General features: G+C 46.0%; 23 protein-coding genes and 1 pseudogene. 12 read left to right on the forward strand and 12 right to left on the reverse strand.

What is annotated here, in order from left to right; translation table 11 throughout:
• Positions 1–127 precede the first annotated feature (127 nt).
• Complete coding sequence (locus JFC05_RS06095; protein ID WP_198336197.1) at positions 128–703, forward strand: VOC family protein; 576 nt, start codon at positions 128–130, stop codon at positions 701–703.
• Between the two features lie 69 nt (positions 704–772).
• Here the strand turns inward: JFC05_RS06095 and JFC05_RS06100 are convergent, their stop codons facing one another.
• Entirely contained in the window at positions 773–1,606 is an 834-nt protein-coding gene (locus JFC05_RS06100; protein WP_198336198.1) for an IclR family transcriptional regulator, read from the reverse strand.
• A 199-nt stretch (positions 1,607–1,805) separates the two neighbouring features.
• Here JFC05_RS06100 and maiA point away from each other — a divergent pair, with 199 nt between their 5' ends.
• Complete coding sequence (maiA, locus tag JFC05_RS06105; RefSeq protein WP_198336252.1) at positions 1,806–2,453, forward strand: maleylacetoacetate isomerase; 648 nt, start codon at positions 1,806–1,808, stop codon at positions 2,451–2,453.
• Positions 2,454–2,537: 84 nt separating this feature from the next.
• Here maiA and JFC05_RS06110 read toward each other — a convergent pair.
• Both JFC05_RS06110 and JFC05_RS06115 read right to left on the reverse strand, forming a co-directional pair.
• A pseudogene (locus tag JFC05_RS06110) lies at positions 2,538–2,759 on the reverse strand (integrase core domain-containing protein); the annotation flags it as partial.
• A 9-nt stretch (positions 2,760–2,768) separates the two neighbouring features.
• Positions 2,769–3,659: a LysR family transcriptional regulator gene (locus JFC05_RS06115; protein ID WP_198336199.1), complete on the reverse strand. Its 891-nt coding sequence runs from the start codon at positions 3,657–3,659 to the stop codon at positions 2,769–2,771.
• Positions 3,660–3,794: 135 nt separating this feature from the next.
• Here JFC05_RS06115 and JFC05_RS06120 point away from each other — a divergent pair, with 135 nt between their 5' ends.
• Both JFC05_RS06120 and JFC05_RS06125 read left to right on the forward strand, forming a co-directional pair.
• Positions 3,795–4,286 carry a CidA/LrgA family protein gene (locus tag JFC05_RS06120; protein WP_198336200.1) on the forward strand — a complete coding sequence of 164 codons (492 nt, stop codon included), beginning with the start codon at positions 3,795–3,797 and terminating at the stop codon, positions 4,284–4,286.
• Positions 4,287–4,295: 9 nt separating this feature from the next.
• Complete coding sequence (locus JFC05_RS06125) at positions 4,296–4,994, forward strand: LrgB family protein (RefSeq protein WP_075102372.1); 699 nt, start codon at positions 4,296–4,298, stop codon at positions 4,992–4,994.
• A 10-nt stretch (positions 4,995–5,004) separates the two neighbouring features.
• Here the strand turns inward: JFC05_RS06125 and JFC05_RS12955 are convergent, their stop codons facing one another.
• Positions 5,005–5,247 (reverse strand): transposase, encoded by a 243-nt coding sequence (locus JFC05_RS12955; RefSeq protein ID WP_198336253.1) that lies wholly within the window; start codon positions 5,245–5,247, stop codon positions 5,005–5,007.
• Positions 5,195–5,536 (reverse strand): IS630 transposase-related protein, encoded by a 342-nt coding sequence (locus JFC05_RS06135; RefSeq protein ID WP_198336201.1) that lies wholly within the window; start codon positions 5,534–5,536, stop codon positions 5,195–5,197. Before JFC05_RS06135 ends, JFC05_RS12955 begins: the two co-directional genes overlap by 53 nt.
• Here JFC05_RS06135 and JFC05_RS06140 point away from each other — a divergent pair.
• Positions 5,535–5,693, forward strand: coding sequence for a DUF4298 domain-containing protein (locus JFC05_RS06140; RefSeq protein ID WP_226941182.1), 159 nt, complete (start codon positions 5,535–5,537; stop codon positions 5,691–5,693). The two genes, JFC05_RS06135 and JFC05_RS06140, sit on opposite strands and share 2 nt — an antisense overlap.
• Positions 5,694–5,735: 42 nt before the next feature.
• Here the strand turns inward: JFC05_RS06140 and JFC05_RS06145 are convergent, their stop codons facing one another.
• From JFC05_RS06145 to JFC05_RS12890, 4 genes are all read right to left on the reverse strand, one after another.
• Entirely contained in the window at positions 5,736–6,350 is a 615-nt protein-coding gene (locus JFC05_RS06145; RefSeq protein WP_198336203.1) for a DedA family protein, read from the reverse strand.
• Positions 6,351–6,420: 70 nt separating this feature from the next.
• Positions 6,421–6,684, reverse strand: a complete 264-nt coding sequence (locus JFC05_RS06150) for an ESPR domain-containing protein (protein ID WP_198336204.1) — start codon at positions 6,682–6,684, stop codon at positions 6,421–6,423.
• 414 nt (positions 6,685–7,098) lie between these two features.
• Positions 7,099–8,658: a sensor histidine kinase gene (locus tag JFC05_RS06155; protein WP_198336205.1), complete on the reverse strand. Its 1,560-nt coding sequence runs from the start codon at positions 8,656–8,658 to the stop codon at positions 7,099–7,101.
• Positions 8,658–9,353: a response regulator transcription factor gene (locus tag JFC05_RS12890; protein ID WP_198336206.1), complete on the reverse strand. Its 696-nt coding sequence runs from the start codon at positions 9,351–9,353 to the stop codon at positions 8,658–8,660. The genes JFC05_RS06155 and JFC05_RS12890 overlap by 1 nt, the downstream gene beginning before the upstream one ends.
• A gap of 217 nt (positions 9,354–9,570) precedes the next feature.
• Here JFC05_RS12890 and JFC05_RS06165 point away from each other — a divergent pair, with 217 nt between their 5' ends.
• The gene (locus JFC05_RS06165; RefSeq protein WP_198336207.1) at positions 9,571–10,128 is read left to right on the forward strand and encodes a Spy/CpxP family protein refolding chaperone; all 558 of its coding nucleotides are present in this window, start codon (positions 9,571–9,573) and stop codon (positions 10,126–10,128) included.
• A 94-nt stretch (positions 10,129–10,222) separates the two neighbouring features.
• On the opposite strand, the gene JFC05_RS06170 is transcribed toward JFC05_RS06165, so the two are convergent.
• Together JFC05_RS06170 and JFC05_RS06175 are read right to left on the reverse strand one after the other, a co-directional pair.
• Entirely contained in the window at positions 10,223–11,848 is a 1,626-nt protein-coding gene (locus JFC05_RS06170) for a hypothetical protein (protein ID WP_198336208.1), read from the reverse strand.
• A gap of 36 nt (positions 11,849–11,884) precedes the next feature.
• On the reverse strand, positions 11,885–13,783 hold the full coding sequence (locus tag JFC05_RS06175; RefSeq protein WP_198336209.1) for a hypothetical protein: 1,899 nt from the start codon (positions 13,781–13,783) through the stop codon (positions 11,885–11,887).
• Between the two features lie 228 nt (positions 13,784–14,011).
• On the opposite strand from JFC05_RS06175, the gene ggt reads away from it, so the two are divergent.
• Positions 14,012–15,940, forward strand: coding sequence for a gamma-glutamyltransferase (gene ggt, locus JFC05_RS06180; RefSeq protein WP_198336210.1), 1,929 nt, complete (start codon positions 14,012–14,014; stop codon positions 15,938–15,940).
• 1 nt (position 15,941) lies between these two features.
• On the opposite strand, the gene JFC05_RS06185 is transcribed toward ggt, so the two are convergent.
• The gene (locus JFC05_RS06185; protein ID WP_198336211.1) at positions 15,942–16,748 is read right to left on the reverse strand and encodes an AraC family transcriptional regulator; all 807 of its coding nucleotides are present in this window, start codon (positions 16,746–16,748) and stop codon (positions 15,942–15,944) included.
• Between the two features lie 365 nt (positions 16,749–17,113).
• Between JFC05_RS06185 and JFC05_RS06190 the strand changes: the two genes are divergently transcribed.
• The 5 genes from JFC05_RS06190 to JFC05_RS06210 all read left to right on the forward strand — a co-directional run bounded on the left by JFC05_RS06190 (position 17,114) and on the right by JFC05_RS06210 (position 23,585).
• On the forward strand, positions 17,114–18,100 hold the full coding sequence (locus tag JFC05_RS06190; RefSeq protein WP_198336212.1) for a proline racemase family protein: 987 nt from the start codon (positions 17,114–17,116) through the stop codon (positions 18,098–18,100).
• Between the two features lie 116 nt (positions 18,101–18,216).
• The gene (locus JFC05_RS06195) at positions 18,217–19,464 is read left to right on the forward strand and encodes an NAD(P)/FAD-dependent oxidoreductase (protein WP_198336213.1); all 1,248 of its coding nucleotides are present in this window, start codon (positions 18,217–18,219) and stop codon (positions 19,462–19,464) included.
• 91 nt (positions 19,465–19,555) lie between these two features.
• Positions 19,556–20,437 carry a 4-hydroxy-tetrahydrodipicolinate synthase gene (gene dapA, locus JFC05_RS06200; RefSeq protein ID WP_198336214.1) on the forward strand — a complete coding sequence of 294 codons (882 nt, stop codon included), beginning with the start codon at positions 19,556–19,558 and terminating at the stop codon, positions 20,435–20,437.
• Between the two features lie 99 nt (positions 20,438–20,536).
• On the forward strand, positions 20,537–22,033 hold the full coding sequence (locus JFC05_RS06205) for an aldehyde dehydrogenase (RefSeq protein ID WP_198336215.1): 1,497 nt from the start codon (positions 20,537–20,539) through the stop codon (positions 22,031–22,033).
• A gap of 103 nt (positions 22,034–22,136) precedes the next feature.
• The gene (locus JFC05_RS06210; protein ID WP_198336216.1) at positions 22,137–23,585 is read left to right on the forward strand and encodes an alanine/glycine:cation symporter family protein; all 1,449 of its coding nucleotides are present in this window, start codon (positions 22,137–22,139) and stop codon (positions 23,583–23,585) included.
• The last annotated feature ends 50 nt before the right edge of the window (positions 23,586–23,635 follow it).

Here is a 23,635-nt window from a genome sequence, read left to right on the forward strand (position 1 = left end):
CGTGCAGTGCTAAATAGTTGATCACGCTGCCAAATTTTAGTAAAGCATACGTCCGCTCTGATCAGACCGTTGCTCGAACCATACTGGCAGTATGACGCAGGTCACGCCTTATCAAAAGGATATTGATATGAGCTTTACAATTGACAAAATCCATCACGTGGCTTATCGCTGCAAGGATGCCAAAGAAACTGTCGAATGGTACAAAAAACATCTAAACATGGACTTTATCTTGGCATTTGCCGAAGATCATGTACCCTCAACCAAGGCCTTCGACCCTTACATGCATGTGTTTTTAGACGCAGGACACGGCAATGTCTTGGCATTTTTTGAAGTACCAAATCAGCCTGAGATGGGCTTTGACCCCAATACGCCAAGCTGGGTACAGCATTTGGCACTGAAGGTAAAAGATCGCGATGCCCTGATGCTGGCAAAAACGCATTTAGAAGACAATGGTATCGAGGTGGTCGGCGTGACCAATCACGGTATCTTTCACTCGATTTATTTCTTTGATCCAAACGGCCACCGCTTGGAGCTGACCTATGACGATGTCACGTCAGAAGAAAAAGTATCGATGATTACCGAAGCGATGAAGCAAGAGATGCTCGATGAGTGGTCACGTACCAAACGCGCACCCGTCCATACGCAGTTTTTGCACAACGAAGAGTTAGAAGAAGTAAAGCAACAACTCCCTATGGGCGAATAAATAGTCGGTGCTGGACTTGAGTATCGAAAAATAGTGTTAAGTAAACACAACGTTAAGAAAAAAACACCGTTACATCACATCATAACGCTGCGCGATTGCCCGTATCTGCGCGACCAAATCATGTTGCTTATGTACAGGCAGTTGCTCATTGGTCCCGATGACCGTGATGGCATACTCTAAACCGATAGGTGCGTGTTTCTCAGTACTGTGATCGTCTATATGACTTGCCTGTGATGATATCAAAGCAGGCATACTAATGGCGTTGATACCTTTGAGCATATCGCCTGTCACCATGGCATAGCCTTGGGTACGGATATTGGCGCATCGTTCGCTAAACGTCTGACGTTTTTGTGCCATGTCATCATAGGTCTCATGATCACGCCACTCTGCCATCACCAATGGCCAAATAACCGTATCTGACTGATAGCTGGCAAACAGCTGTCCGGTTGCCGAGGTGCTAAGCGGCATCCGTGAGCCCACACGCGTGATGATACTGATGGCGCTATCTGGCTCGACCGACTGGATAATAATAGGCCCTTCGGTAAACCATTTGGCAATCTGTACCCCGCAGTGCAATGTGTCTTTGATATCATGAGCGATAAGCGTCAGGCGCTCTAGAAGGTTGTTTGGACGGTGGGCGCGGTGGCTTAGCGCGTCGACTCTGTGCCCAAGTCCGTAACGCCCGTCTGCCAATTGCTGTGCATAGTCTTTTCGAATGAGACTGACCAAATAGCGATGACACTTGGCAGGATGCATTTGCAGCGCTTGAGCAATGTCTTTTAACATCATAGGCTCGCGGCGCTCGATAAGGATATCTAAGACGGACAACCCTGTCTCCAAAGACTGGACGCCATTTTTTTGAGTGGTCGTCGCGCTTTCTATAGGGCTTTTGGCTGCTGGCATAATGGACTCGCTAAAAGGCTGGCTTTATTTAGGCTTAGGCCGTGGAATGAGAAGTACAATTTTATAACACTTACGCCTGATTGTATGCATATGCAGTTGGAGAGCATGCATATCTTATGCAACGATAATGACGGGACAAGCTATGGTGGCAACGGGGCGTTTGACTCACAACATAACATAATAAAAGGAAGATACCATGATGAAACTTTACGGTTATTTTCGTAGCGGCACATCTTACCGTACACGTATCGCAATGAATCTAAAAGGTCTAGAGTACGATTATCTGGCAGTCAATCTGGCCCAAAACGAGCAGCTAGCTGAGACTTTCAAAACCCTAAACCCACAAGGATTGGTGCCTATTTTACAGGCTGATGACGTATTACTCTATCAAAGCCCCGCCATATTAGAGTGGCTAGAAGAGGTCTATCCTGTGCCGCCTTTATTGCCCAGCGACGCTGCTGGCCGTATGCAAGTACGAGCGCTGAGTGCGATGATTGGCTGCGACATACACCCTATTAATAACCGCCGTATTTTACAATACTTACGCCACGAGCTGTCTGTAGATGAAGCGCAGGTCATGACGTGGTGCAACCGCTGGATCAGCGAAGGCTTTGCCGCTTTAGAAAAACGCTTGGCAGCTGACCATACTCGCGGCAAGTTTTGTTACGGTGACACACCAACCTTTGCAGATTGCTATTTGATACCACAGGTGTCGTCTGCGCGCCGGTTTGAGGTGGACCTCACCCCCTACCCAACCATCGTCGCCATTGATGCTCACTGCCGCACCTTAAAAGCCTTTATAGATGCCGAACCGATGCAGCAGCCTGATGCACCACAAGCGATCTAGCTGATACTATGCCATCACCAGTACCCTATTAAGTGCGATATAGTGTGAACCGCCCCGACTATGTCGGAGTCTGGTTTACTTGAGTCAGGCAGCCATGCCTGACAGGATTAAATTATCATAATACCGCTTTTCAAACTCAAAAGGCGATACATAGCCCAATGCACTGTGTATACGCTTTTTATTGAACCAATCTACTCAATTCAATGTCGCAAGTTGTACATTCGCTAAACCTTGCCAACCTGCTTTTAAATATTCAACCACCTCTGTTTTGTATAACCTATGCCCTGTTTCAGCCAAAGCATTATCAAGGCCTGGTTATATATTTTTTCTTATGTTATCAAGCCAAGCTCGCATACTTGGTGTAAGCAAGCGATGACGACGCCAAGCCATGACAAGCTCCCATTTTAACTGAGGTTGGGTTAGTGGCAAGCAGACTAATCCTGTCAAATCCAACTTTTGAGTATAATATTGAGGCAAAAGAGTCACACCCATATCCTGTTTTACCATGTCAAGAAGCAAGTGCCACTGATTGGTTTGGCAAATAATATTAGGTTCAAAACCTAGTGATTGACAGTTTTCTATAATCATTGGAGTAAATGATGAATTGGAGGTAAATAAAATTAGGGGTGCATTTGATAGTGACTTAAGTGTTACCTTGGTTTTTCGCTTACCCATACGGTTTTTATTTGCTACGACCACCACTGGATAGCAACATATCGACGAGTAGTCAAAATCATCGTCAATCGGCTTCATCAATGTTGCCACATCAAGTTGCCCCTCTAGAAGGGCCTGCTTAAGTGACTCAGCACCATCTTCGATAAGTGAGGTTTCTATACTAGGATGCATTTGGTAAAAGTTAAAAATAGCTTTGCTTAGTATTTCACTGCCTAACGGTGAAATCCCCAGACGCAACTTACCACCTATTAATTGCTGATAATCTACTACTGTTTGTTCAAGATTATCTGCCTTTTGTAAGATATCAACTGCTTGAATATAGAGGTGTTCGCCAATTTCCGTTAAATTAACTAGCCGCTTTTTTCTATGAGTCAACGGCTTATCAAACAGAGCTACGCCTAAATATTCTTCAAGGTTACTGACGGATTTGGTAACGGTGGGTTGGGTTAGATTGAGTTGGATACTAGCCTGAAGAAACCCACCTGTTTTTACGACTGTCACAAAGCAGCGTAATTGCTTGAAAGTTATCATGAATAATAAACCATGGTTAGGAAGGATAATGAAATTTATTATAGAAATTGGGAATAAAAATAAAAATATAATTCATAATTTATGACTAGGGTATTTTTATAATAAGTAGTCTCTAATCAACAAACAACAATTATTATGCGTAATCCTAATATTAGCTTATCTCTATCCTTTGTAGCTGAAAAAAAACTTAGACTTCAACAGTTCTGTCGCCAATCATGGCTTCATGTCCTTATGCAATGCGCTATTATCGCAGCTGTCTGGTATTGTGCTGCGATATTGGTTGAGTTATTGCATTTACCCGTATCCTCAGGCGTCTTAGGAGTATTTTTAATGCTGATCTTATTAATGAGTGGTGCTATTAAGGTTAACTGGGTCAGACTGGGGGCAAAATTTGTTTTGGGTGAATTAGTATTAATGTTTATCCCACTTATGATGTCAATACTTCAATACAAGGCGCTATTTATCAGTAAGGGCTGGCAATTAATGCTGACAATTATCTTAAGTACCGCGATGGTGATGTTAAGCTCAGCATTCACTTTTATTATGGTGCACCGTTTGCAACGTAGATTGTATCGACATCAGATTCATAAAGCCCAATTAAACTTAAAAAATAATGATAATGCGTGAGGATTTACAATGAATATCTGGTCAATCCTTTGTCTCATTTGGACATTAGCTGCTTATTATATGGCTAAAGTAATCTATGTACGCTATCGAAAATCTTGGCTAAACCCAGCTATCACGGTTCCAGTAATAACGCTTTCATTAATGATTATCTTTAATATCTCTTATGATACTTATTGGAAGGATACAGCTTGGATTGTGCAGTTACTTGCCCCCGCAACAGTTGCGTTTGCTATACCTATTTATGAATATCGTCGTTTAATACGTCAACATGCTTTGGCTTTGACCGCTTCTATAACTGTTGGGATGGTGGTGGGAGTCTTAAGCATATACCTATTCACTGGTTTGTTCCATTTTGATAAGACCTTGACCTATAGCTTGATGGCCCGTTCAATATCGACACCATTTGCGTTAGACTTATCTGAAAAAATTCACGGATCTTCCTCTTTAGTCTCATTGTTTACTTTAATTACAGGGATGGTGGGAATGATTTTAGGGGATATGATTTTGACTTTTTTTCGTATTCGCTCACATCTTGCAAATGGAATCGCATTTGGTAATGCATCACACGGTTTTGGTACAGCCCGGGCAAGTCAGCGCAATGAGGACGAGGGCGTTATAGCTAGTTTAACAATGATTTTAGCGGGATTGTTTATGGTATTCTTAGGCCCTTCATTAATACATGGCGTAATGTTGTTTGGGCAAGTTTAAATAAATATAGTCAATCCAACTTAAAGTTGTAACAGCAGACATTGCTGAATAAATGATTTAGATTATTCTCACCCCAGCCTTGCCTGAGCGTTTTTACTTCAGCCCACTTCTTCTCAATAAGATTTAAATCAGGACTGTAAGGCGGTAGCCATAGAATAAGGTGACCATGTCGGTTTAATAGTTTTTTGATACGTTTGTTCTTATGAAATCTGGTACTCGAGCATAGCTCTCCCCTTACACTCGGGCAAAGCAGTGCTTTGCTTTATCCTCGCTTTCATGGCAGCTTCTACGCCGGATTTACTACAGCCCAAACGAGCAGCTCTTTCATAGTAGTAAGCGTCAGGATAGTCAATAATGTCTTGTTTTAGAGCATCATTAGGTATTTTGCGCGGTGCTCTGACGATAGGCTTGATACTGATGTCTTTTTTCCAGTTAATAATGGTGGTGGGACTCATATCATAAAGCTTGGCTGCGGTGCGCACGCTTATGCCTTGTTCAAGAGACTGTAGTGCCTTTTTACGAAGGGTAATGGGGTATGTCATGGTAATTAGCGAGCTGGAATTTAGAATTATCGTAATTAAGCACTCTGGTGAGGCTCATTCTATCTTTAGCGAAGACGGTATCTGGAATGCGATGACAGAGCATCAAGAGCAGGCGATTACTTGGATGCGCTTAGGGCTGGACGCTATCGACAAGTAAATCAAGGCGTTAGCACTTAGTGATTATCGGTCTTCGCGTTTGTTAGTGTTTATCAGATAAACGCCGCTTTACAAACCAACCGATTATCAACACCACGATAAGGATGCCAATACCTGTCGAGTAAGGGGCGAGCGTCGATTCAATAACCTCGTAGTTTTGGCCCATATAGTAACCCGCGAGCGTCAGACCTGTCGTCCAAATGCTCGCACCAAGTGCGGAGAGTCCCAAAAACGGTAGCATCGGCATATTATTCATACCGGCAGGAATCGAGATAAACGAGCGGATACCAGGCACCATACGACCAAAGAATACCGCTTTTTTACCGTGCTTATCGAACCATTCATTGGTAGCTTTGATATCGTCAGGTTTTACAAAAACAAATTTGCCATATTTTTTGGTTAAGGCTATCAAGCGCTTTTCGTTAAACACGCGGCCTAAATAGTACAGCGGTAACGCACCAAGTACCGCGCCAAGTGTCCCTGCTAGTATGGCAAGTATGAGATTAAGCTCACCATTTGAGGCAGCAAACCCAGCAGCAGGCATAATGACCTCGGAAGGAATAGGCGGAAAGACGTTTTCGGCAAACATGGCAAAGATGATGCCAAAGTAGCCAAACTTCGCCGTAATAGAGAGTACCCAGTCACTGATTTGACCCATAAAAAACCTTTAAGATAGAATGAACAATACTGCTGCTAAGCCGAATCTTTAGGCAAAAGATACTAGCTCATCAGTGGTTTTTCAATTTAGAAGATTTTACGCGCTGTGCAAGTTTCGTTAACGTATGTAGTGGCATCGCGACACCAGCAGCCAGCAGACCGAGTCCTATAGCGCTCACATGCCATTTTTTGACAAAAGTGGTAGCTGTGGTATTAATACGAGCATTGGCACTGACGCTAGATTTAGAGGACTTGCCACGTGCTTTGGCATATTCACCAACGGCGACAAAACAATTTAAAGCTTCATTCCATATGACTTTATAGATGCGGTTCATGATGCGTACTCCCTTACATAATTATTAGAAGCCAACTCATAGTCGGTATGTAGAGAGCGAATACGACAAAATGACACGGCGGTAAGCTTTAATGAAACTTTTTGCGCAAATGTAACCATTCTTAGTGTTTAAAAACCTAAAAGTTTCATCGTGTAAGACTCTGTACACTCTCTATATATTCATAATATCAAATATATAGAGAGTGTACATGTCACTCTTCAGCTATTTACTACCGCTTATCGGAATATATTCTTATAAATGAATATATTCTTTTCATTATCTCTTATTTATATTAGATTACCTCTATTTTTCACAAATTCTCGTTCATTGTTCTGATACCAAGCACACCTTTTCGCAGGTATTCGTTACTTATTAGAAAGGTGTGGCAACCATGTAGATCATTAATGAGACGTTTTATAATCCAATAGGTAACATAATCTGCACTATCAGCCCTTGGACACCATCAAGACGATTATAAACGTCAATTTGGCCTTTATGTGCCAGCACCACCGCATGGACGATCGCCAGCCCTAGCCCATAGCCGCCAGTGTCGCGGTGACGCGCCGAGTCTAGCCGTACAAAGGGCTGAAAAATACGCTGCAAGTCTTGCTCTGCAACGCCGCCGCCCTCGTCTATGATGCGGATTTGAATGGCAGGTTTTTTGCCATCTATCTTTGCTGGTTTAATCTCAGCCATAACCGCTGAATCAGCTGCTGTGTGCATAAAAGCATTACGAATGACGTTTTCAAGCGCACTATGTAACTGTTCTTGGTTGCCCTTTACCGTCGACTTTAGGGTTGGTGGCTGCCAGTGCCAATGGACGTTTTTGTGCTGAAATTCAAAACAAACATCTTGTCCAATCTCACTAATAATCTCAGAGACATCAACCCAGTCATTTTCTATATTATCAGTGGTGTATTGCTGCATCTGTAGCGACTGGATATGAATGATTTGTTCGATCAGCTCATTCATCCGCGCAGACTCTTTGTCGATACGGTCGAGGTAGCGATTGGCATTGGGGGCAAAATCTCGCGTCAGCTCGGTTGCCACATCAAGGCGCGCTAAGGGCGAGCGCAGCTCATGCGAGATATCACTAAGCATTTGCTTGCGCGCCAGCTCACTCTCAGCCAGCCGCCTTGATAGCTTGGCCACGTCTTTTGCCAATAGACCCAGCTCATCATCGCCCATTTTTGCCAGCTGGGTATCCGCCTGATAATCGCCAGCAATCATGCGATGTACCGCATGTTGGACGCGGCGCATACGCTGGGTCAAGGTACGGCTAAGCCAAACACAGACCAAGACACTAAAGAAGATAATTAGCAGCAAACGTACCGAAAAATTATTCCGTTGCAGCGCGACGACATCGGCAAAACGCAGGTGCGGACGCAGCTGTATAATGACAGATTGACCATCTGGCAGCGCGACGGTCTTATCCGCCAGCTCAGGGCGCATCTCGGGGTCTGCTATCGTGCGCTGAGACATCATCGATTGCCAATAAGGATTGCGAGTATTGTTTGGCATACTGGCAGTATCGTCAGAGCGGTGATGATCTAAGGCGGGTGCGGCGGCTACGTTTGGCATGGCAGGCATTGATGGCATCGGATGCATGGGCGCACGCGGCATAACTTGCCTGTCGTCTTGACGGTCCGCTTGGTCTCGATAACGCGGAAAGATAATAGCGCCTTGCCCGTTATAGACTCTGATTTGACTCATCAGCCGCCGATCATCACGGTACATCTGCCTGACTGATGCAAAATCGCCCGCTTGCAACGCGGCAGCCAGCTCATTGCGTTTAATCAACAACTGCTCAATCTGCACTTCCATACGAGCGGTCAGCGCTCTTTCAACCAGTATCCGCTCTACCACGATGGACAAAATAGAGGTGAGTAAGATCGTCAATAGTAGACTCAAAAACAGCCGCCAAAACAGCGTGATTCTGGGTCGAAAGGTAGAAGTATTTGCGGAATATGTCATTACAGTACCAGCTGATAGCCTTTCCCACGAATCGCTTTGATCGGCTCATCATGAAAAGGTTGAAGTTTTTTGCGCAGGCGTGAGACATGCACATCAAGGCTGCGGTCGAAGGGCTGTAGCTCACGCTGCAACACATGCTCTGATAGCCACGCTTTACTCACCACCTCGCCTTTTTTCTTGAGCAAGGCGAGCAACAAGTCAAACTCTGTGCCTGTCACTTGTAGCTCTGTCCCGTCTATCTGACAGAGTCGCTGGTTTTGATCCAAATGTAATCGGCTCTCAGGTAACGGCATGTGCTCTAACGTACTATCAGAAGCACTAAGACGGGTGCGTTTTATCACCGCATTGATACGTGCCAACAGCTCACGCGGATTGCAAGGCTTGGTAATATAATCATCCGCGCCAAGCTCAAGCCCAATGATACGATCAATCTCCTCGCCTTTTGCCGTCAGCATAATGACCGGAATATCACTGATGTCCGGCAGTTGCCGCAGCACACTGAGCCCATCGATTTTGGGCATCATGATATCGAGTACCAGCAAATCATAAGCGGTGGCAGTGCTGGTATTCTTGAGTCTTTGCATGACCGCTTCACCATCGTGCACGCAGTCACAATCGATATCATGATTTTGCAAGTATTCTTGTAATAACTGTGTCAACTCTTCGTCATCATCGCCGAGTAGTATGTTTGGCACTGCTGTCTCCTTAAGCCTAAGGTCGCTTTGTTGCCTATATTATCAGGCATGGACTTATCATAACGCCATAAACGTTACCTTTCTTAATACTTCATAAAGTATCGCAACCTTTAACTGTCGTAAGATAGCACCTATCAATCACTTGTCGCACTTATCGCCATACTGGCAAGATAAGGTATTTATTGTTTATTTACTCAAATTATAAAAGGATTGTATGATGAAAAAACTACTTATGGGCACAGTCTTGGCCACCTCTAGTGTATTTGCTGTCACCGCCTGCACCAGTGTCAATGCAACGACTGACTCCGCACCTGCCACCAGCAAAATGCAAAAGCATCATCAAGGCGGTATGAAAGAAGGTATGCACAAAGGTGGCATGCATAAAGGCGATATGAGAGGCGGCATGCGAGGCCCACTGTCACAGCTAGATTTGAGTGCCACGCAGCAAGCACAAATCAAAGCCATCATGGAGGCCAAACATGGCGATCGTAACGCTGAGCGCGCACAACACAAAGCAGAACAGGCGCAGATGCATCAACAAATGCAGGCATTGACTACTGCCAGCACGTTGAATACGGCCGCGCTTAACCGCCTAGCGGATCAGCAAGCGGCTAAAGTCAAACAGCGTTTTATTGAGCATGCTCAGACCCAGCACGCCATCGCGCAAGTGCTAACGCCGGAGCAACGCGCCAAACTTGCCAAACTGCAAAACGAGAGAATGGCAAAAATGACAAAAGGTCAGCATGGCCAACCGCATCAGCATCAAGGCATGTAGTAGTAGTTATTACTGCCCGCTACACCACTCAGAAAAAGCGCATCGTGATAACGGTGCGCTTTTTTTTATAATTCTGATGATAGCTCAATACCTTTTAATCAGTACCGCCCAAACGCTCTTGCGACAGCGGTAGCGCCTTAAATACCATCTTGCCTATCGCCGTACCATTACCATCGCGATAGTACTGCATCAGCTCGCGACCATACTCGCGCGCATCAACACTATTGCGCGCATTTGGTACTTGTACATCGCTTGGTAAGTTGGGAAATGCAGCGTCTTTTGGACGAATAGCAGAATACTGCTGCATAGCATCTATCACGACGCCTTTATGCTGATTGGTCTCGCTAGGAAACTCACGCCGCAGATGCTGCCAGATGAGACGGCCACGTTCATCAATGCCGTATAGCGTTTGCACGTTTGGCGTCTCTGCACCAGTATCTACTGTACGGCTGGCGACCGTATCATCAGCGGCGTCTATACTGTTTTTGATTATTGTCAGTACTTGCTGTACCAAGGCCTTACTGGTAAAAATGTCAGGCGCTATATCAGAAGCACTGTCAGCACCATCAGCACTGTCATTGACAAGCTCTGGATACTGCTCGCTTATCCGCTCATAAAAACCACGCATATACTCTTGATATGACTGCTCGTGACTGGTCGCGCTTTGAGTACGGCGGATCACTTGCTCACTTGCCAGCATTGCGGGCATCTGGTGCGCTGGCAGCTTAGGAGATAGCGCAGTCAAAGACGTGGCCGCGACATACTCAAACTGACTTGCTGGCGCTGCGGCAAATGCGGCATCGAGCGCGGCAAAATGATGGGTGATCACTGCTTTGCCAAAGCCTTTGGGTAACGTGCCATCGTCCAGCGTGACTTTGAGCCATTTGTTTTGCCATGTCGTGCCAAGTTTGTCGTCCAATAGCTTTGAGTTAATCATCGCAAAATTGTCCGCCCATAGATAAATATCACCGTTTTTAAAATCGATATAGACCGGTTGATTGAGGCTACTTTGATGATTTCGCGCTTGGTATTGGGCACTGGCAAGCATGGTCGCTTTGCCCGCCATCGGCTGATACACGCCTTGGGCGTTGATAGACAACGGTTTTAGTAGATAGGCATCGAGTAGCTTTGCTTTTTTGATACCCTGCGCGGTTGGCTGCGCGTCATAATTATCAAACAACTTTTGGTAATCAGCAGGCACACTTACCTCACTGTCGTATTGGCTGTCTTGCCATGCTTGATAGGCATCCGTACAGGCTAGATAGGATTGTTTGATGGTTGCACGCTGAGCGTCATATATTGTCGCCGATATATCTTGCTTTTGCTCTTCTGCCTGCGCCAATAATGCCGCATAGGCCTCGTCATGCGTATCTTCGCAGTATTGATAGATATCATCAGTAGTGACTGGGTTGTTAGCACCATTGTTGGTAGTGCTTTGAGCCGTTATACCGTCAAACTGCTGCTTATTACTGATCTCAAGGTTGCTATGATAACGAAAAGACTGGCGACGCTGCGCTTGTAGCGCGCTTGCGACGGCTGTTTTGGCAGCTACTGAGGTTTGGGTAGCCGTCATGGCATTAGACTGTCCAAGGCTGGTCGATTGACACCCTGTCAATAACGCCGCGCCTGCGACAAGCGCGCTGGCAAATACCGCATGACCATTGATAATAGTAGATGCACGTGGCGGGCGGCTGGTATGAGTTTGCTGGGATTTTTTCATTTTTTATCCTTAATAGGGAGAGTTAACAAGACAGACCTACTGATCCGCTAGCTTGCTATCGATGCCATACTTGGCCGCATGGTCATACAATGCCTCATCGTTGTCGTTCCAGTCCTCACTATTACCACTGTCATCAACGCTACCCTCTTCATCAATATTATCAACATCGTAACGATCTTCATCATCATACTCGTAGTCATAGCGTGCATAACGAGCGCTTTGCAGTCTGTCTTTTTGTTGGCGCATCTTCGCAAGCCACGCGTTGCCGTCGATGGCAGGCTTGGCATTTGCCCCAAAAGACTCGGCCAATAAAGGTGTGAGCGCATGGTCGTTAAAGCTGGCTTTATCATAACGCACTTGGTTAATTACGCTGGTGGTCGCACCCATCAAATCGCTACCGACATTTAGCCGTTGCTGCTTGGCCAGTAGCTGATTTGCGCGATCCAAATAGTAGTAGTTTGTTTGATTAAAGGAGATGGGACCGATCGCTTCAATCAGCTGTAGCAGTGCGCCGACATCCGCGCTTTGATAGCCTTTATGGTATAGCTTCGCCTTAGCAAGTGCAGCTTTTAGCATCGCTCCATCAGGATACTGTGACGGATTGGCATCGACATGCTCTTGTAGTGACTGGGTCATATATTTTAGGATTTTGCCGACCAGCTCACCGCCTTGCTTACTACCGATATATAACTTGACGCCATGGCTGGCACCCACTTCTTTGGCAAATGCGTCATTACGTATATCAACGGCGCTGAAATACTCTGGTGCCAGCTCGGCCATACTCTTCTGTATCGCAGCAAGCGCAGCATCATACAATACCGTAGGCGGCAGCTGCTCGGTGATACCCTTAGGCAGACCAAAGCTGACCGTATAAGAGGCCATCTCCTGAGGCAGCGGGGTATTTTCAGGACTGGCCAGCGCCACAATCGGCATGATGGCCGATGGGTCTACCGTGATACGACTGTCATTAAAATCCAGTGCGAGCGGTATCTGTATGGATGAGCTAAGCGTTGGGCTGACATAGTCATAACTATAGACGCTACGTAGCTGTCGCTGTTTGGGCCTGAATTGGCTGACGCTATTAAATGTCAAATGCTGATATTGATAGGCGTTGGTCGCAGCGATTTGCTCAGGTGTGCGATGCAACATAGCAAGCATCTGACCGATGACGCCGGTAGTTGGCATCGGTTTGTCATCGCTCGCCACTGGCTGCTGCTTGGCGGCTTGCATGGCTTCATAGCTCTTCAATAATGCCTTGGGTTTGACATCTTGCACGCCCGGTATCAACCCATCGTCTTTAGTATTGGCGCTATACTCATCATCATCAGCAAACGCTTCATCTGCATCGTCAGCAAAACTCCTGTCAGCAAACTCACTATTATCATCAGCAGCCTCGTCGTCTATCGCTTGCTCTTCTTGATACGCATAAGTTTCGATGATGGTTCTTAGCAGACTGCTCGCGCCAGCATCGATACTGTCTGGATCGATAAAGGGTGCCATATGATAATTGGCCTGCGCGACGGCCACGTGCTCACTAGCGAGATGCTGACGAATGGCAGCAAGCAAACGTGTCTTTGCCTGAGTCTCCGTATTGGGATAGCTCTGCTGGTCAAACAGTTGCTCATAGCGCGCAGAGTTGGCTTGTAGACGGTCAGTAAAGACGCGCCCCTGTGCTTGGTTTACTGCACTGTCTGCGACCTCAAAGTCGATGAGCGCATCTGATACCGCGCCTGAGGAGACGCCACCGCTTGTCTGACAGCCCATCAATACCAATGACGTACCACCAAGCAGCAGCGCACAACCGGTCGCCGTCAGTGTACGTGATAAATTTCGATGTTTGTTTTTATGATAAATCGCCACAGGCGCAGTTACCTCATGCAGCTGCGACCTACAACCAGACTGTCGACTGCGATGATTGCTATGAGTAGATGACATAAAGGTGCCTTTATTTAATGGGTAAAATAAGGATAAACGCGTATGATACTTATAACACAAAGCGTTACAATTTAGTAATATTAGCGTGCGTTTCTAGGCAAAAGTCTGTATTGTTTTTATCTATTAGAACCTGCCCTCTCATATTTTGTATTTTTTATATATAAAAAACCTCTTACTCAGACTTATGAAATACCCAAAATTTACCACTCACATAAAAAGGACTTTGCCATGCCAAATCTGTCTGGTCACTCTCAACCACCCATCATCACCACATTAAAATCTGCGATGCTCATTGCTAGCAGTACATTATTGCTATCTGTATCAGCGCACGCACTTGAACCAGTAACACCAACTGATGCCAATGTGATAAATAACACCTCAATCAACACCAGTGCGATCAATCTGGCCATCATGACCGACAATCCGACGGTCTTGTCTGAAACCAAGCGCATCACACCAGCGCAAACCAATACGCTGACATCCACAACCAATAAAATAAAAACCGAGCAAGCTATCTACTCCGAGGACGCCATTCATCATCCCGTCTGGGCCAAAAACGGCATGGTCGCGACTCAAGAAGCACTGGCCTCAGATATAGGGCTACAAATTCTAAAAGACGGCGGCAATGCCGTCGATGCTGGCGTTGCGGTGGGTTTTGCCTTAGCCGTGACACTACCTCGGGCGGGCAACATCGGCGGTGGCGGTTTTATGATGATTTATGATGCCGAGCAAGGCGAAACAGTGGCACTTGATTATCGCGAAAAAGCCCCAAGCAGCGCCTCGCGTGATATGTATCTCGATGAGGAGGGCAATGCGGTAAGTGATTTGTCTCGCTTTCATGGCTTAGCTGTCGGTGTACCAGGGACAGTCGCAGGACTGCTCAAAGCGCTAGAAGACCATGGCACCATGAGCCGCGAGCAAGTGATGGCACCAGCGATTGCACTTGCTGAAGATGGTATAGAAGTCACCGCTGGCTTGTCGGAGTCACTAGAAGCCTTAAGCGATCGCCTACAAAAGTGGCCCAGTACCAAAAAAGTGTTTTTTAAACCTGATGGCAGCGCGTATCAACCTGGCGAGCGCCTTTATCAGCCAGAGCTTGCCCGCTCACTAAAGCTCATTGCCACTCAAGGTGCTGATGGCTTTTATAAAGGTGAGACCGCGACTAAATTAGTCAAAGCGGTCAATGATGCTGGCGGCAGTATGAGCTTGCAGGATTTGGCCAATTACGAAGCCATCGCTCGTACGCCTGTGACAGGCGACTACCGTGGTTATGAGATCGTCTCGATGCCACCGCCCTCCTCTGGTGGTATTCACATCGTGCAGATTTTAAACATTTTAGAAGGCTATCCACTAAAAGACTATGGTCACAATAGCGCGCAAACCATTCACTTGATGGCAGAGGCAATGCAACTGGCGTATGCTGACCGTGCAGAGTATTTAGGGGATTCAGACTTTATCGATGTACCAGCCAGCGGCCTTACTTCTCAAGCCTATGCCGACCAGCTGCGCACCTTGATTGATCCAGGCAAGGCCACGCCAGCGAGTACGATTAAAGCCAACAACCCACTACCCTACGAGAGCGACCAAACCACGCATTTCTCTATTGTGGATAAAGACGGCAATGCAATCGCCAATACCTATACGCTGAACTTCTCTTATGGCACCGGTCTGGTTGCAGACGGCACGGGTATATTACTAAACAACGAGATGGATGATTTTTCTGCCAAGCCTGGCACGCCAAATGGCTATGGGCTACTAGGCGGTGAGGCAAATAGCGTAGAAGCCAATAAACGGCCGCTATCCTCGATGAGTCCGACGTTGGTATTTAAGGATGATAAGCCTTATATCGTGACTGGCAGCCCCGGCGGTAGCCGCATCATCACCACCGTTACCCAAATCATCTCCAACGTCATCGATCATGATATGAATATCGCAGAGGCAACGCATGCGCCGCGCATCCATGATCAGTGGCTACCGGATGAGATACGAGTAGAAAAAGCACTGAATATCGATACGATCAAAAAGCTAGAATCCATGGGACACACGGTCAGTCCAAAAGCCGCTATGGGCTCAACACAGTCGATTATGATAACGCCAAATGGTGTCTACGGCTCCTCTGATCCGCGTATTGTCGATGCAGCGGTGGTTGGGTATTAAGTTAAGTTTTTGGTGTCAAATACGCGTGGCGGAACTGAGTAGGCGATATGCCTGTAAATTGCTTAAACTGGCGGCTAAAAGCACTGTGATCGCTGTAGCCGCAGTGCAATGATATCTGAGTCACTGACATTTCAGGATTAGCCAATAACTTCACCGCATACTCCAAGCGTAGCTTTTGTACAAACTGCAGCGGCGACATACTGAGCACTGCCTTAAACGTTCGCTCTAGCTGCGACACGCTCAAATTAGCCAGTTCCGCTAGCTGAGCCACATTGATTTTTTGATCGAGGTTAGCTCGTACAAACTGAGCAACTTCTGCCAAGCGAGCGTGTTTACGTAAAACACGCTCATTATCTTCATCGATATCGACCGATATTCCAACCATCGCAACTATTTGTTGGTTGTTATTATAAATAGGCAGCTTATTGGTAATACACCACCCTAATTGACCAGACGCATAACTGTGCAGCTCTAAGTTGTCGACAATCGACTTTCCCTCGCGCAATACCTTCATATCTTGCACCATATAGTCTTTGCCCTGATGATGTGAAAACACCTCTTCTGTGGTGAAGCCTATAATGTCTGCATGCTTATTCAACTGACAACGTTTTAACAGCGTTCTGTTTGCCAGCTGGTAACGCGCCTGCTCATCTTTTACAAAAAAGACAATCTTGGTGAAATTGTCAATCAAAGGCAGCAATAGCGATATATTCCCAACAAATTCATCCATACTTTCTGGATAATAAGACGTAATACTCTCTTGTAGTGACATCACAAGTTCAGTGTTTTCATTTACTTCATCAAGCATAGCGCTTCCTTGTTCTATCAAGCTGAACACACATATTGAACGTTAAAAAACTCTATACGCAATTACTCTCATATTCTATGACACAAAGCTTATATAACAGCATTTACTGACTATATTTATGAAAAAAAGTCATGTCTTATTTACTCCAAAAATATATTACAACCTTACTAGTGTACACCTGAATACTATGCAGAAATACGCATTTATCCATGAAAAAACAGCAAGACGCTCCATTCAAAAACGTCCATTCTATATATAGACCTTAGCAATTGCGGATTAATGGATGACTGCAAGCTATGCTTGCATTAGCTCTATTGCAAAACAATGGAATGTAACTTTTTCAAGGATGAATTAGGATGCCCGTCATGTCTTCTATATTATTTAACTTTAAAATTATCGACTCACATACTGGCGGTGAGCCTACTCGTATGGTCTATGACGGCTTTCCTGAGCTGGTCGGTGAGACCATGCAAGATAAGCTGCATTATTTCAAACAAAACTTTGACCATCTGCGCCAAAGTATCATTCTAGAGCCACGCGGCAATGATGTCCTTGTCGGTGCACTACTCCTTCCTGCAGCTGATCCTAAAGCCACAGCGGGCGTTATCTTTTTCAACAATGCTGGTTATTTAGGTATGTGCGGGCACGGCACGATTGGTGTCGTCGCATCGCTGGCTTATCAACAAAAAATCACGACTGGCACACATTGGTTTGAGACCCCGGTGGGTTTAATCAAAACAACCTTGCATGATGATGGCAGCTGTAGCATCCAAAACGTCCTTTCTTATCGTTACAAAAAACAAGTTGAGGTTCAAGTTCCTGAATTAGGCCTTACCCGTGGCGACATTGCCTGGGGTGGCAACTGGTTCTTTTTAGTCAGTGAGCATGGACAAGACATTCAAGCAAATAATGTCGAAAAACTGACTCAAGTAACCATGCAAATTAAGCAAGCATTAATCACTGCTAACATCTCTGGCGAAAACGGCGGCGAGATTGACCATATCGAGCTGTTTGCCGATAGCAATGATGCTCAAGCAGATAGTAAAAACTTCGTCCTATGCCCAGGTGCGGCGTACGACCGCTCACCTTGCGGTACCGGCACCAGTGCCAAACTGGCCTGCCTTGCTGCTGACGATCTGTTAGCGCCTGGTCAAATCTGGCGCCAACAAAGTGTTGTTGGCAGCGTATTTACCGGCAGCTACCAATATGCCACTGATCTCAACAATACAGAGTCTACAGCCTACCCTGAGCACACGATTATCCCAACCATCTGTGGTCATGCCCATGTCTGCGCCGAGACCACACTGATTGTACAAGAAGACGACCCATTCAAATGGGGCATTTCTTGCTAAACACTTGTTATGTAATTATTAAGCAATTGCTAAAAAACTATTAAGCATATGCGAAACCACAGATAGCAATAAATTGGCCAGCCAATGTTTATGCATGAGTATTATCGAGAGATCCTATGAGCACCTCACACTTCGACATTCATATTATTGGTGGCGGCATTATCGGTCTTGCGACTGCGGTGACGTTACAAGCGCGAGGCACCAAGGTCGCATTACTCGACGCCAATGAAGTCGGTCAAGGCGCATCATTAGGTAACGCCGGTCATATCGCTGCCGAGCAGGTTTTTCCGATTGCCGATGCAAGTATGCTTCGCCATATCCCAGCCATGCTCTTTAACCCAACAGGGCCATTACGTATAGACTGGCGCTATCTGCCGCGCTTAATGCCTTGGGCAATGCAATTGCTCATGAACATGCGCCCTGAGCCATTTGAGCGCATTCATCAGGCATTAATGACCCTTAATCAGAGCAGCATTCAAACTTGGCAGGATTTTGCTAATCAGTGGAAACTAAACGATTGGGTACATATTGAGGGCTCATTATTAACGGTTGAAAAACCCGTTAGCGTGTCGTTATTAACCGCACATGGCAACCGTCTTAACGAGATTGGTGTGGCAAATGAGTTACTCAGTCAAAAAGAGCTGTTGGCGCGTGAGCCTGCCTTACAAGATAACCAGTTGGCGGCGTTGTTCTTTCCAAATACCGGTCACATCACCAATCTAAAATCCGTCATGAAACAGCTTCACAGTACCTTTAGACAATTAGGGGGTCATACGATTGAACATTGCCGTGTACTGGATGCAGCCGTGCATCCAGACGGTATTCGTCTAACCACCAGTCAAGGCGATATGACAGCATCTAAGGTCATGCTATCTGCCGGTGCTCATTCAAAAACATTGGCGAGGAAACTCACTGGTGTGACGGTACCGTTAGATACCGAGCGTGGCTATCATCTAATGCTACCGCATGAGCCGCAGCGTTTGCAGATACCCGTATCCAGTATGGATCGGCGCTTTATTATGACACCGATGCAAAAGGGCTTGCGTTTGGCTGGCACTGTGGAATATGCAGGACTTGACGCGCCAGCAAATATGAGGCGAGCTCACATGTTATTGCAACAAGCGCAGCCCATGTTAAAAGCACCATTAAATGCAGCAGACAGTGTGCCTTGGATGGGTTTTCGACCTTCAACAGCGGATTCACTACCCATCATAGATAGGATTGACAAGGTGTTTTTAAACTTCGGGCATCAGCATTTGGGCCTAACGCAAGCTGTCGTCAGCGCACGCATGGTCGCGGAACTATATTTTAATGAGCCGCCTGTGATAGATCCAAAACCATATCGACTTAACCGTTTCAAATAAGCAGTTTATGACTGCCGTGTAGCAAGCAAAAAACCAACCGATTCAATATTGAATCACCATTATTTAAATCACTACTAACAAGGAAAGACTTATGAATATTAATGGAATCTTAGTCCCAATCGTTACCCCATTTGACAATAACGGTAACGTTGATGCGCAAAAACTAACGGCACTGGTCGAAGCCTTTATCGATAAAGGCGTGTCAGGTATTGTCGCTTGCGGCACTACTGGTGAATACTACACGTTTTCGGCAGCTGAGCGTGAGTTGGTATTGACCACTATTGCTGAAGCTGCAAAAAATAAAGGTGCTGAAAACAAAGTCACTTTAATTGCTGGTATCAATAGCTTATCAACCGATCATTCTATTGAGCTTGCCGCACAAGCAAAAACCTTAGGTTATGACGGTCTCATGCTATCTGCGACGCCTTATAGCTTACCTGAGCAAGATGGCATCATCGCTCACTTTGAAAAAGTGGCCGACGCCAGCGAGCTGCCAATCATCATGTACAACTTCCCGGATCGCGTCGGCGTTGCCATTGAATTTGACACGGTTGCTCATCTAGCCAAGCACCCTAACATCGTCGGCGTAAAAGAAAGTAGCGGCGACTTTAGCCATGCGCTACGTATGCTACAAGCTGATTTTGATGACTTTGAAGTGGTCTGTGGCTGCGATGATCAACCCGTTGACTTCTTCTTTTGGGGCGCAAAAAGCTGGATCGCAGGCGCAGCAAACGTCTTTCCAGCCGAACAAGTTGCTCTGTTTGAGGCCACCCAGCAAGGCGACTGGGATAAAGCCAAGCAAATCATGAGTGAGATTTATCCTGCCATTCATTCTATGGAGTCTGGCAACTACAACCAAAAGGCCAAAGCGGGATGCTTAAACGGCACTATGGATGTTGGCTCAGTTCGCGTACCACTCACGGACATGCCAGCAGATGAGAAATCAGAGTTTTTAGCATTGCTGTCTAAATAGCACTCAGCTTAGTAAAAGGACTGTTAAGGATAACCAACGCTAAATTTGATGCCTTAGTTAAACTGACGGCATCAAATTTAGCAGACAAGGATTAGAAAAATGAGCACTAAAGAACAAATCACTAAAGAGCAAGTATTCGAGCAAGCAAAACAACAAAAGCTATGGGCGGGTCACTTAATCGCCGCCGAAAATCTATCAACAGAGACCTTAGACAATTACACGCCTATTGATAACAGCGTCATCGGTCAAATCGCCTCAGGTAACGCCGATGATGTTGACATTGCCGTCAAGGTCGCACGCGACAGCTTTGAGAATGGCGAATGGCGACGTCTAGCACCAGCTGAGCGTAAAGCCATCATGCAGCGCTGGTGTGCGCTCATGCACGAACATAGCGAGGAACTTGCAGCATTAGATTGTGTGGATGCGGGCAAACCCATTACTGAATGCCTAAATACCGATATCCCAGCGACCATTGAGACTTTTGAATGGTACGCCGAGGCCGCTGATAAAGTTTTCGGTAAAGTCGCTCCAACTGGCAGCGCCGCTTTAGCTCTCATCGTACAAGAGCCTATTGGCGTCGTCGGTGCGGTGTTACCTTGGAACTTTCCAGCCCAAATGTACGCTTGGAAAGTCGCCCCTGCTCTCATCTCAGGCAACTCCGTCATTGTCAAACCCGCTGAGCTGACCTCCCTATCCGCCTACCGTTTAACCGAGCTTGCCTACGAAGCTGGCGTGCCAAAAGAAGCCTTACAGCTGGTCTGTGGTCTTGGGGAAAATGTCGGTGCAGCACTCGGTCAGCATATGGATGTCGACATGGTGTCATTCACTGGCTCAACAGAAGTCGGACGTCTGTTCTTACAATACGCGGCACAAAGCAACTTAAAGGAAATCGTCTTAGAGTGCGGCGGCAAGAGCCCGCAAGTCGTCTTTGATGACGCTGTACTTGATGACGCCGCCATCAACGACATCTTGTCTGCAGCGTTTTGGAACATGAGTGAAAACTGTAGCTGCGGATCACGTTTGATCGTACATAGCAGCCAAAAAGCAGCTTTACTTGAAAAACTTAAAGAAGGTCTAAAAGACTGGAAAGTTGGCTCACCTTATGATTCAAGTACTGCCATTGGCCCGATGATCGAAAAAGCACATTTCGACAAGGTGAGTCATTATCTACAAACCACCAAAGATGAAGGCGCAACGCTTGTTGCAGGAGGCAACATCCATTCAGAATTGGGCAGCGGTTGGTATGTCGAGCCTACTATTTTTGACAATGTCAGCCCCGACATGACTTTGTTTAATGAAGAGGTATTTGGTCCCATCCTTGCCGTCACTAGCTTCGAGACTGAAGAAGAAGCCATTAGTCTTGCCAATCAGTCTAGCTATGGTTTGGCGGCGTCATTTTATACTCAAAACATCAAGCGCGCGTATCGAGTCGCTTCAGCCATCAAAGCGGGCACTGTCTCTATCAATGGCTTTTCAGAAGGCGATATCACAACGCCATTTGGCGGCTATAAACAGTCAGGATTCGGCGGACGTGATAACGGTCTAGAAGCGTTAGAGCAATACACACAGACTAAGACTATTTGGGTGGTCAATTAATAGAGATTCGCAACACGTACGGTCATATTAACGCGCTTAATGTGACCGTATTTCATATCAAAACAATTGAATTCTTTAGTCAAACTTACAAGGAAGTAAGGTCATGGAAGCAATTATTAACGCCATAGTCGGCTATATCTGGAGTGATGCGTTAGTTTATTTGGCACTCGGTGTCGGTATTTATTTTACAATTATGACCCGCGGTGTACAGTTCCGCCATTTTAAAGAGATGATCAAGTTATTATTTGACAAGCAAACTTCAAATAGAGGTATTAGCTCATTCCAAGCCTTTTGTATGGCGTTGTCGGGTCGTATTGGTGTTGGTAACATTGCTGGGGTTGCCACGGCCATCGCAGCTGGCGGACCTGGAGCTGTATTTTGGATGATTGTGATGGGGCTGCTGGGCGGTGCAAGTGCCTTTATTGAATCCACTCTTGCGCAGGTATACAAAGACGATGTGGATGGTCAGTACCGTGGTGGTTCGCCATTTTATATTGAGCGCGGCCTTAAGATGAAGCCTTTTGCTATTGTCGTTGCTGCCGTTACTTGTCTGTCTTATGGCGTATTGGTTCCCGGCGTTCAAGCCAATACCATCGCTGACTCCTTTCAGACCGCTTTTAATATCCCCTCTTCGGTGACTGGTATAATCATTGTGGCGCTATTGGCCATTATTATATTTGGTGGCGTAAAACGCATTGCCAGCTTTGCTGCTACAGTGGTACCTTTTATGGCGATTGGTTATATTTTAATGATGGTCATCGTCTTAGCCTTTAATGCATCCAACATACCTGCCATGTTTGCCCTTATCTTCAAGAGCGCCTTTGGAATGGACGCTGTCTTTGGCGGCATCGTTGGTACTGCTATTTCTTGGGGCGTACGCCGCGCGGTATTCTCCAACGTCGCCGGTGCTGGCGAGGCGACTTTTAGCTCCGCTGCTGCTGAAGTATCACACCCTGCCAAGCAAGGTTTGGTGCAGGGCTTTTCGATTTATATTGACACCGTTCTCGTCTGTACTGCGACCGCACTGATGATCTTATCTACAGGTATGTACAATGTCATTCCGGCAGAGGGCATGACGTTGGTTGAAAACATGCCAGGTGTGGCCGCTGGTACCGCATTTACACAAGCGGCAGTATCAACCGTATTTAGCCAGTATGGCAGTGGCTTTGTGGCCATTGCTATCTTCCTATTTGCTTTTACCTGCTTGATAGCTTATTACTACATTGCTGAAACTACTCTTGTCTATTTAGATAGCAAGCTGCGTTATCCTGTATTAAGGCCAATACTAAAAATTGTATTTTTGATCATCTGCTTTGCTGGTAGTGTGCAATCAATCGGCATGATGTGGGCACTTGGTGATATTGGCTTCGGTAGTATGTGTTACTTAAACTTCATTGCTATCCTACTGCTTAGCAAAACCGCATTAAAAGTTCTAAAAGACTACGATGAACAGAAAAAATTAGGACTTGATCCAATGTTTGATCCTAGAAAAGTAGGTATCGAAAACGCAGATTTCTGGATAGAGTATAGTGATAAGTACGGTAAGCGTTAAGTATTGGTAAAAAACCTCGTTTTACTTCCTCTCAAAGCCTTTTATATCAG

It is taken from the genome of Psychrobacter celer, from assembly GCF_016107555.1.
In the GTDB taxonomy this organism is placed as follows: Bacteria; Pseudomonadota; Gammaproteobacteria; order Pseudomonadales; family Moraxellaceae; genus Psychrobacter; species Psychrobacter celer.

Excerpts from the sequence above, each read along its gene's own strand:
- JFC05_RS06095 (WP_198336197.1), top strand. The coding sequence starts at position 128 with ATGAGCTTTACAATTGACAAAATCCATCACGTGGCTTATCGCTGCAAG.
- JFC05_RS06100 (WP_198336198.1), bottom strand. The coding sequence starts at position 1,606 with ATGCCAGCAGCCAAAAGCCCTATAGAAAGCGCGACGACCACTCAAAAA.
- maiA (WP_198336252.1), top strand. The coding sequence starts at position 1,806 with ATGAAACTTTACGGTTATTTTCGTAGCGGCACATCTTACCGTACACGT.
- JFC05_RS06115 (WP_198336199.1), bottom strand. The coding sequence starts at position 3,659 with ATGATAACTTTCAAGCAATTACGCTGCTTTGTGACAGTCGTAAAAACA.
- JFC05_RS06120 (WP_198336200.1), top strand. The coding sequence starts at position 3,795 with ATGCGTAATCCTAATATTAGCTTATCTCTATCCTTTGTAGCTGAAAAA.
- JFC05_RS06125 (WP_075102372.1), top strand. The coding sequence starts at position 4,296 with ATGAATATCTGGTCAATCCTTTGTCTCATTTGGACATTAGCTGCTTAT.
- JFC05_RS06140 (WP_226941182.1), top strand. The coding sequence starts at position 5,535 with ATGGTAATTAGCGAGCTGGAATTTAGAATTATCGTAATTAAGCACTCT.
- JFC05_RS06135 (WP_198336201.1), bottom strand. The coding sequence starts at position 5,536 with ATGACATACCCCATTACCCTTCGTAAAAAGGCACTACAGTCTCTTGAA.
- JFC05_RS06145 (WP_198336203.1), bottom strand. The coding sequence starts at position 6,350 with ATGGGTCAAATCAGTGACTGGGTACTCTCTATTACGGCGAAGTTTGGC.
- JFC05_RS06150 (WP_198336204.1), bottom strand. The coding sequence starts at position 6,684 with ATGAACCGCATCTATAAAGTCATATGGAATGAAGCTTTAAATTGTTTT.
- JFC05_RS06155 (WP_198336205.1), bottom strand. The coding sequence starts at position 8,658 with ATGACATATTCCGCAAATACTTCTACCTTTCGACCCAGAATCACGCTG.
- JFC05_RS06165 (WP_198336207.1), top strand. The coding sequence starts at position 9,571 with ATGAAAAAACTACTTATGGGCACAGTCTTGGCCACCTCTAGTGTATTT.
- JFC05_RS06170 (WP_198336208.1), bottom strand. The coding sequence starts at position 11,848 with ATGAAAAAATCCCAGCAAACTCATACCAGCCGCCCGCCACGTGCATCT.
- JFC05_RS06175 (WP_198336209.1), bottom strand. The coding sequence starts at position 13,783 with ATGTCATCTACTCATAGCAATCATCGCAGTCGACAGTCTGGTTGTAGG.
- ggt (WP_198336210.1), top strand. The coding sequence starts at position 14,012 with ATGCCAAATCTGTCTGGTCACTCTCAACCACCCATCATCACCACATTA.
- JFC05_RS06185 (WP_198336211.1), bottom strand. The coding sequence starts at position 16,748 with ATGCTTGATGAAGTAAATGAAAACACTGAACTTGTGATGTCACTACAA.
- JFC05_RS06190 (WP_198336212.1), top strand. The coding sequence starts at position 17,114 with ATGTCTTCTATATTATTTAACTTTAAAATTATCGACTCACATACTGGC.
- JFC05_RS06195 (WP_198336213.1), top strand. The coding sequence starts at position 18,217 with ATGAGCACCTCACACTTCGACATTCATATTATTGGTGGCGGCATTATC.
- dapA (WP_198336214.1), top strand. The coding sequence starts at position 19,556 with ATGAATATTAATGGAATCTTAGTCCCAATCGTTACCCCATTTGACAAT.
- JFC05_RS06205 (WP_198336215.1), top strand. The coding sequence starts at position 20,537 with ATGAGCACTAAAGAACAAATCACTAAAGAGCAAGTATTCGAGCAAGCA.
- JFC05_RS06210 (WP_198336216.1), top strand. The coding sequence starts at position 22,137 with ATGGAAGCAATTATTAACGCCATAGTCGGCTATATCTGGAGTGATGCG.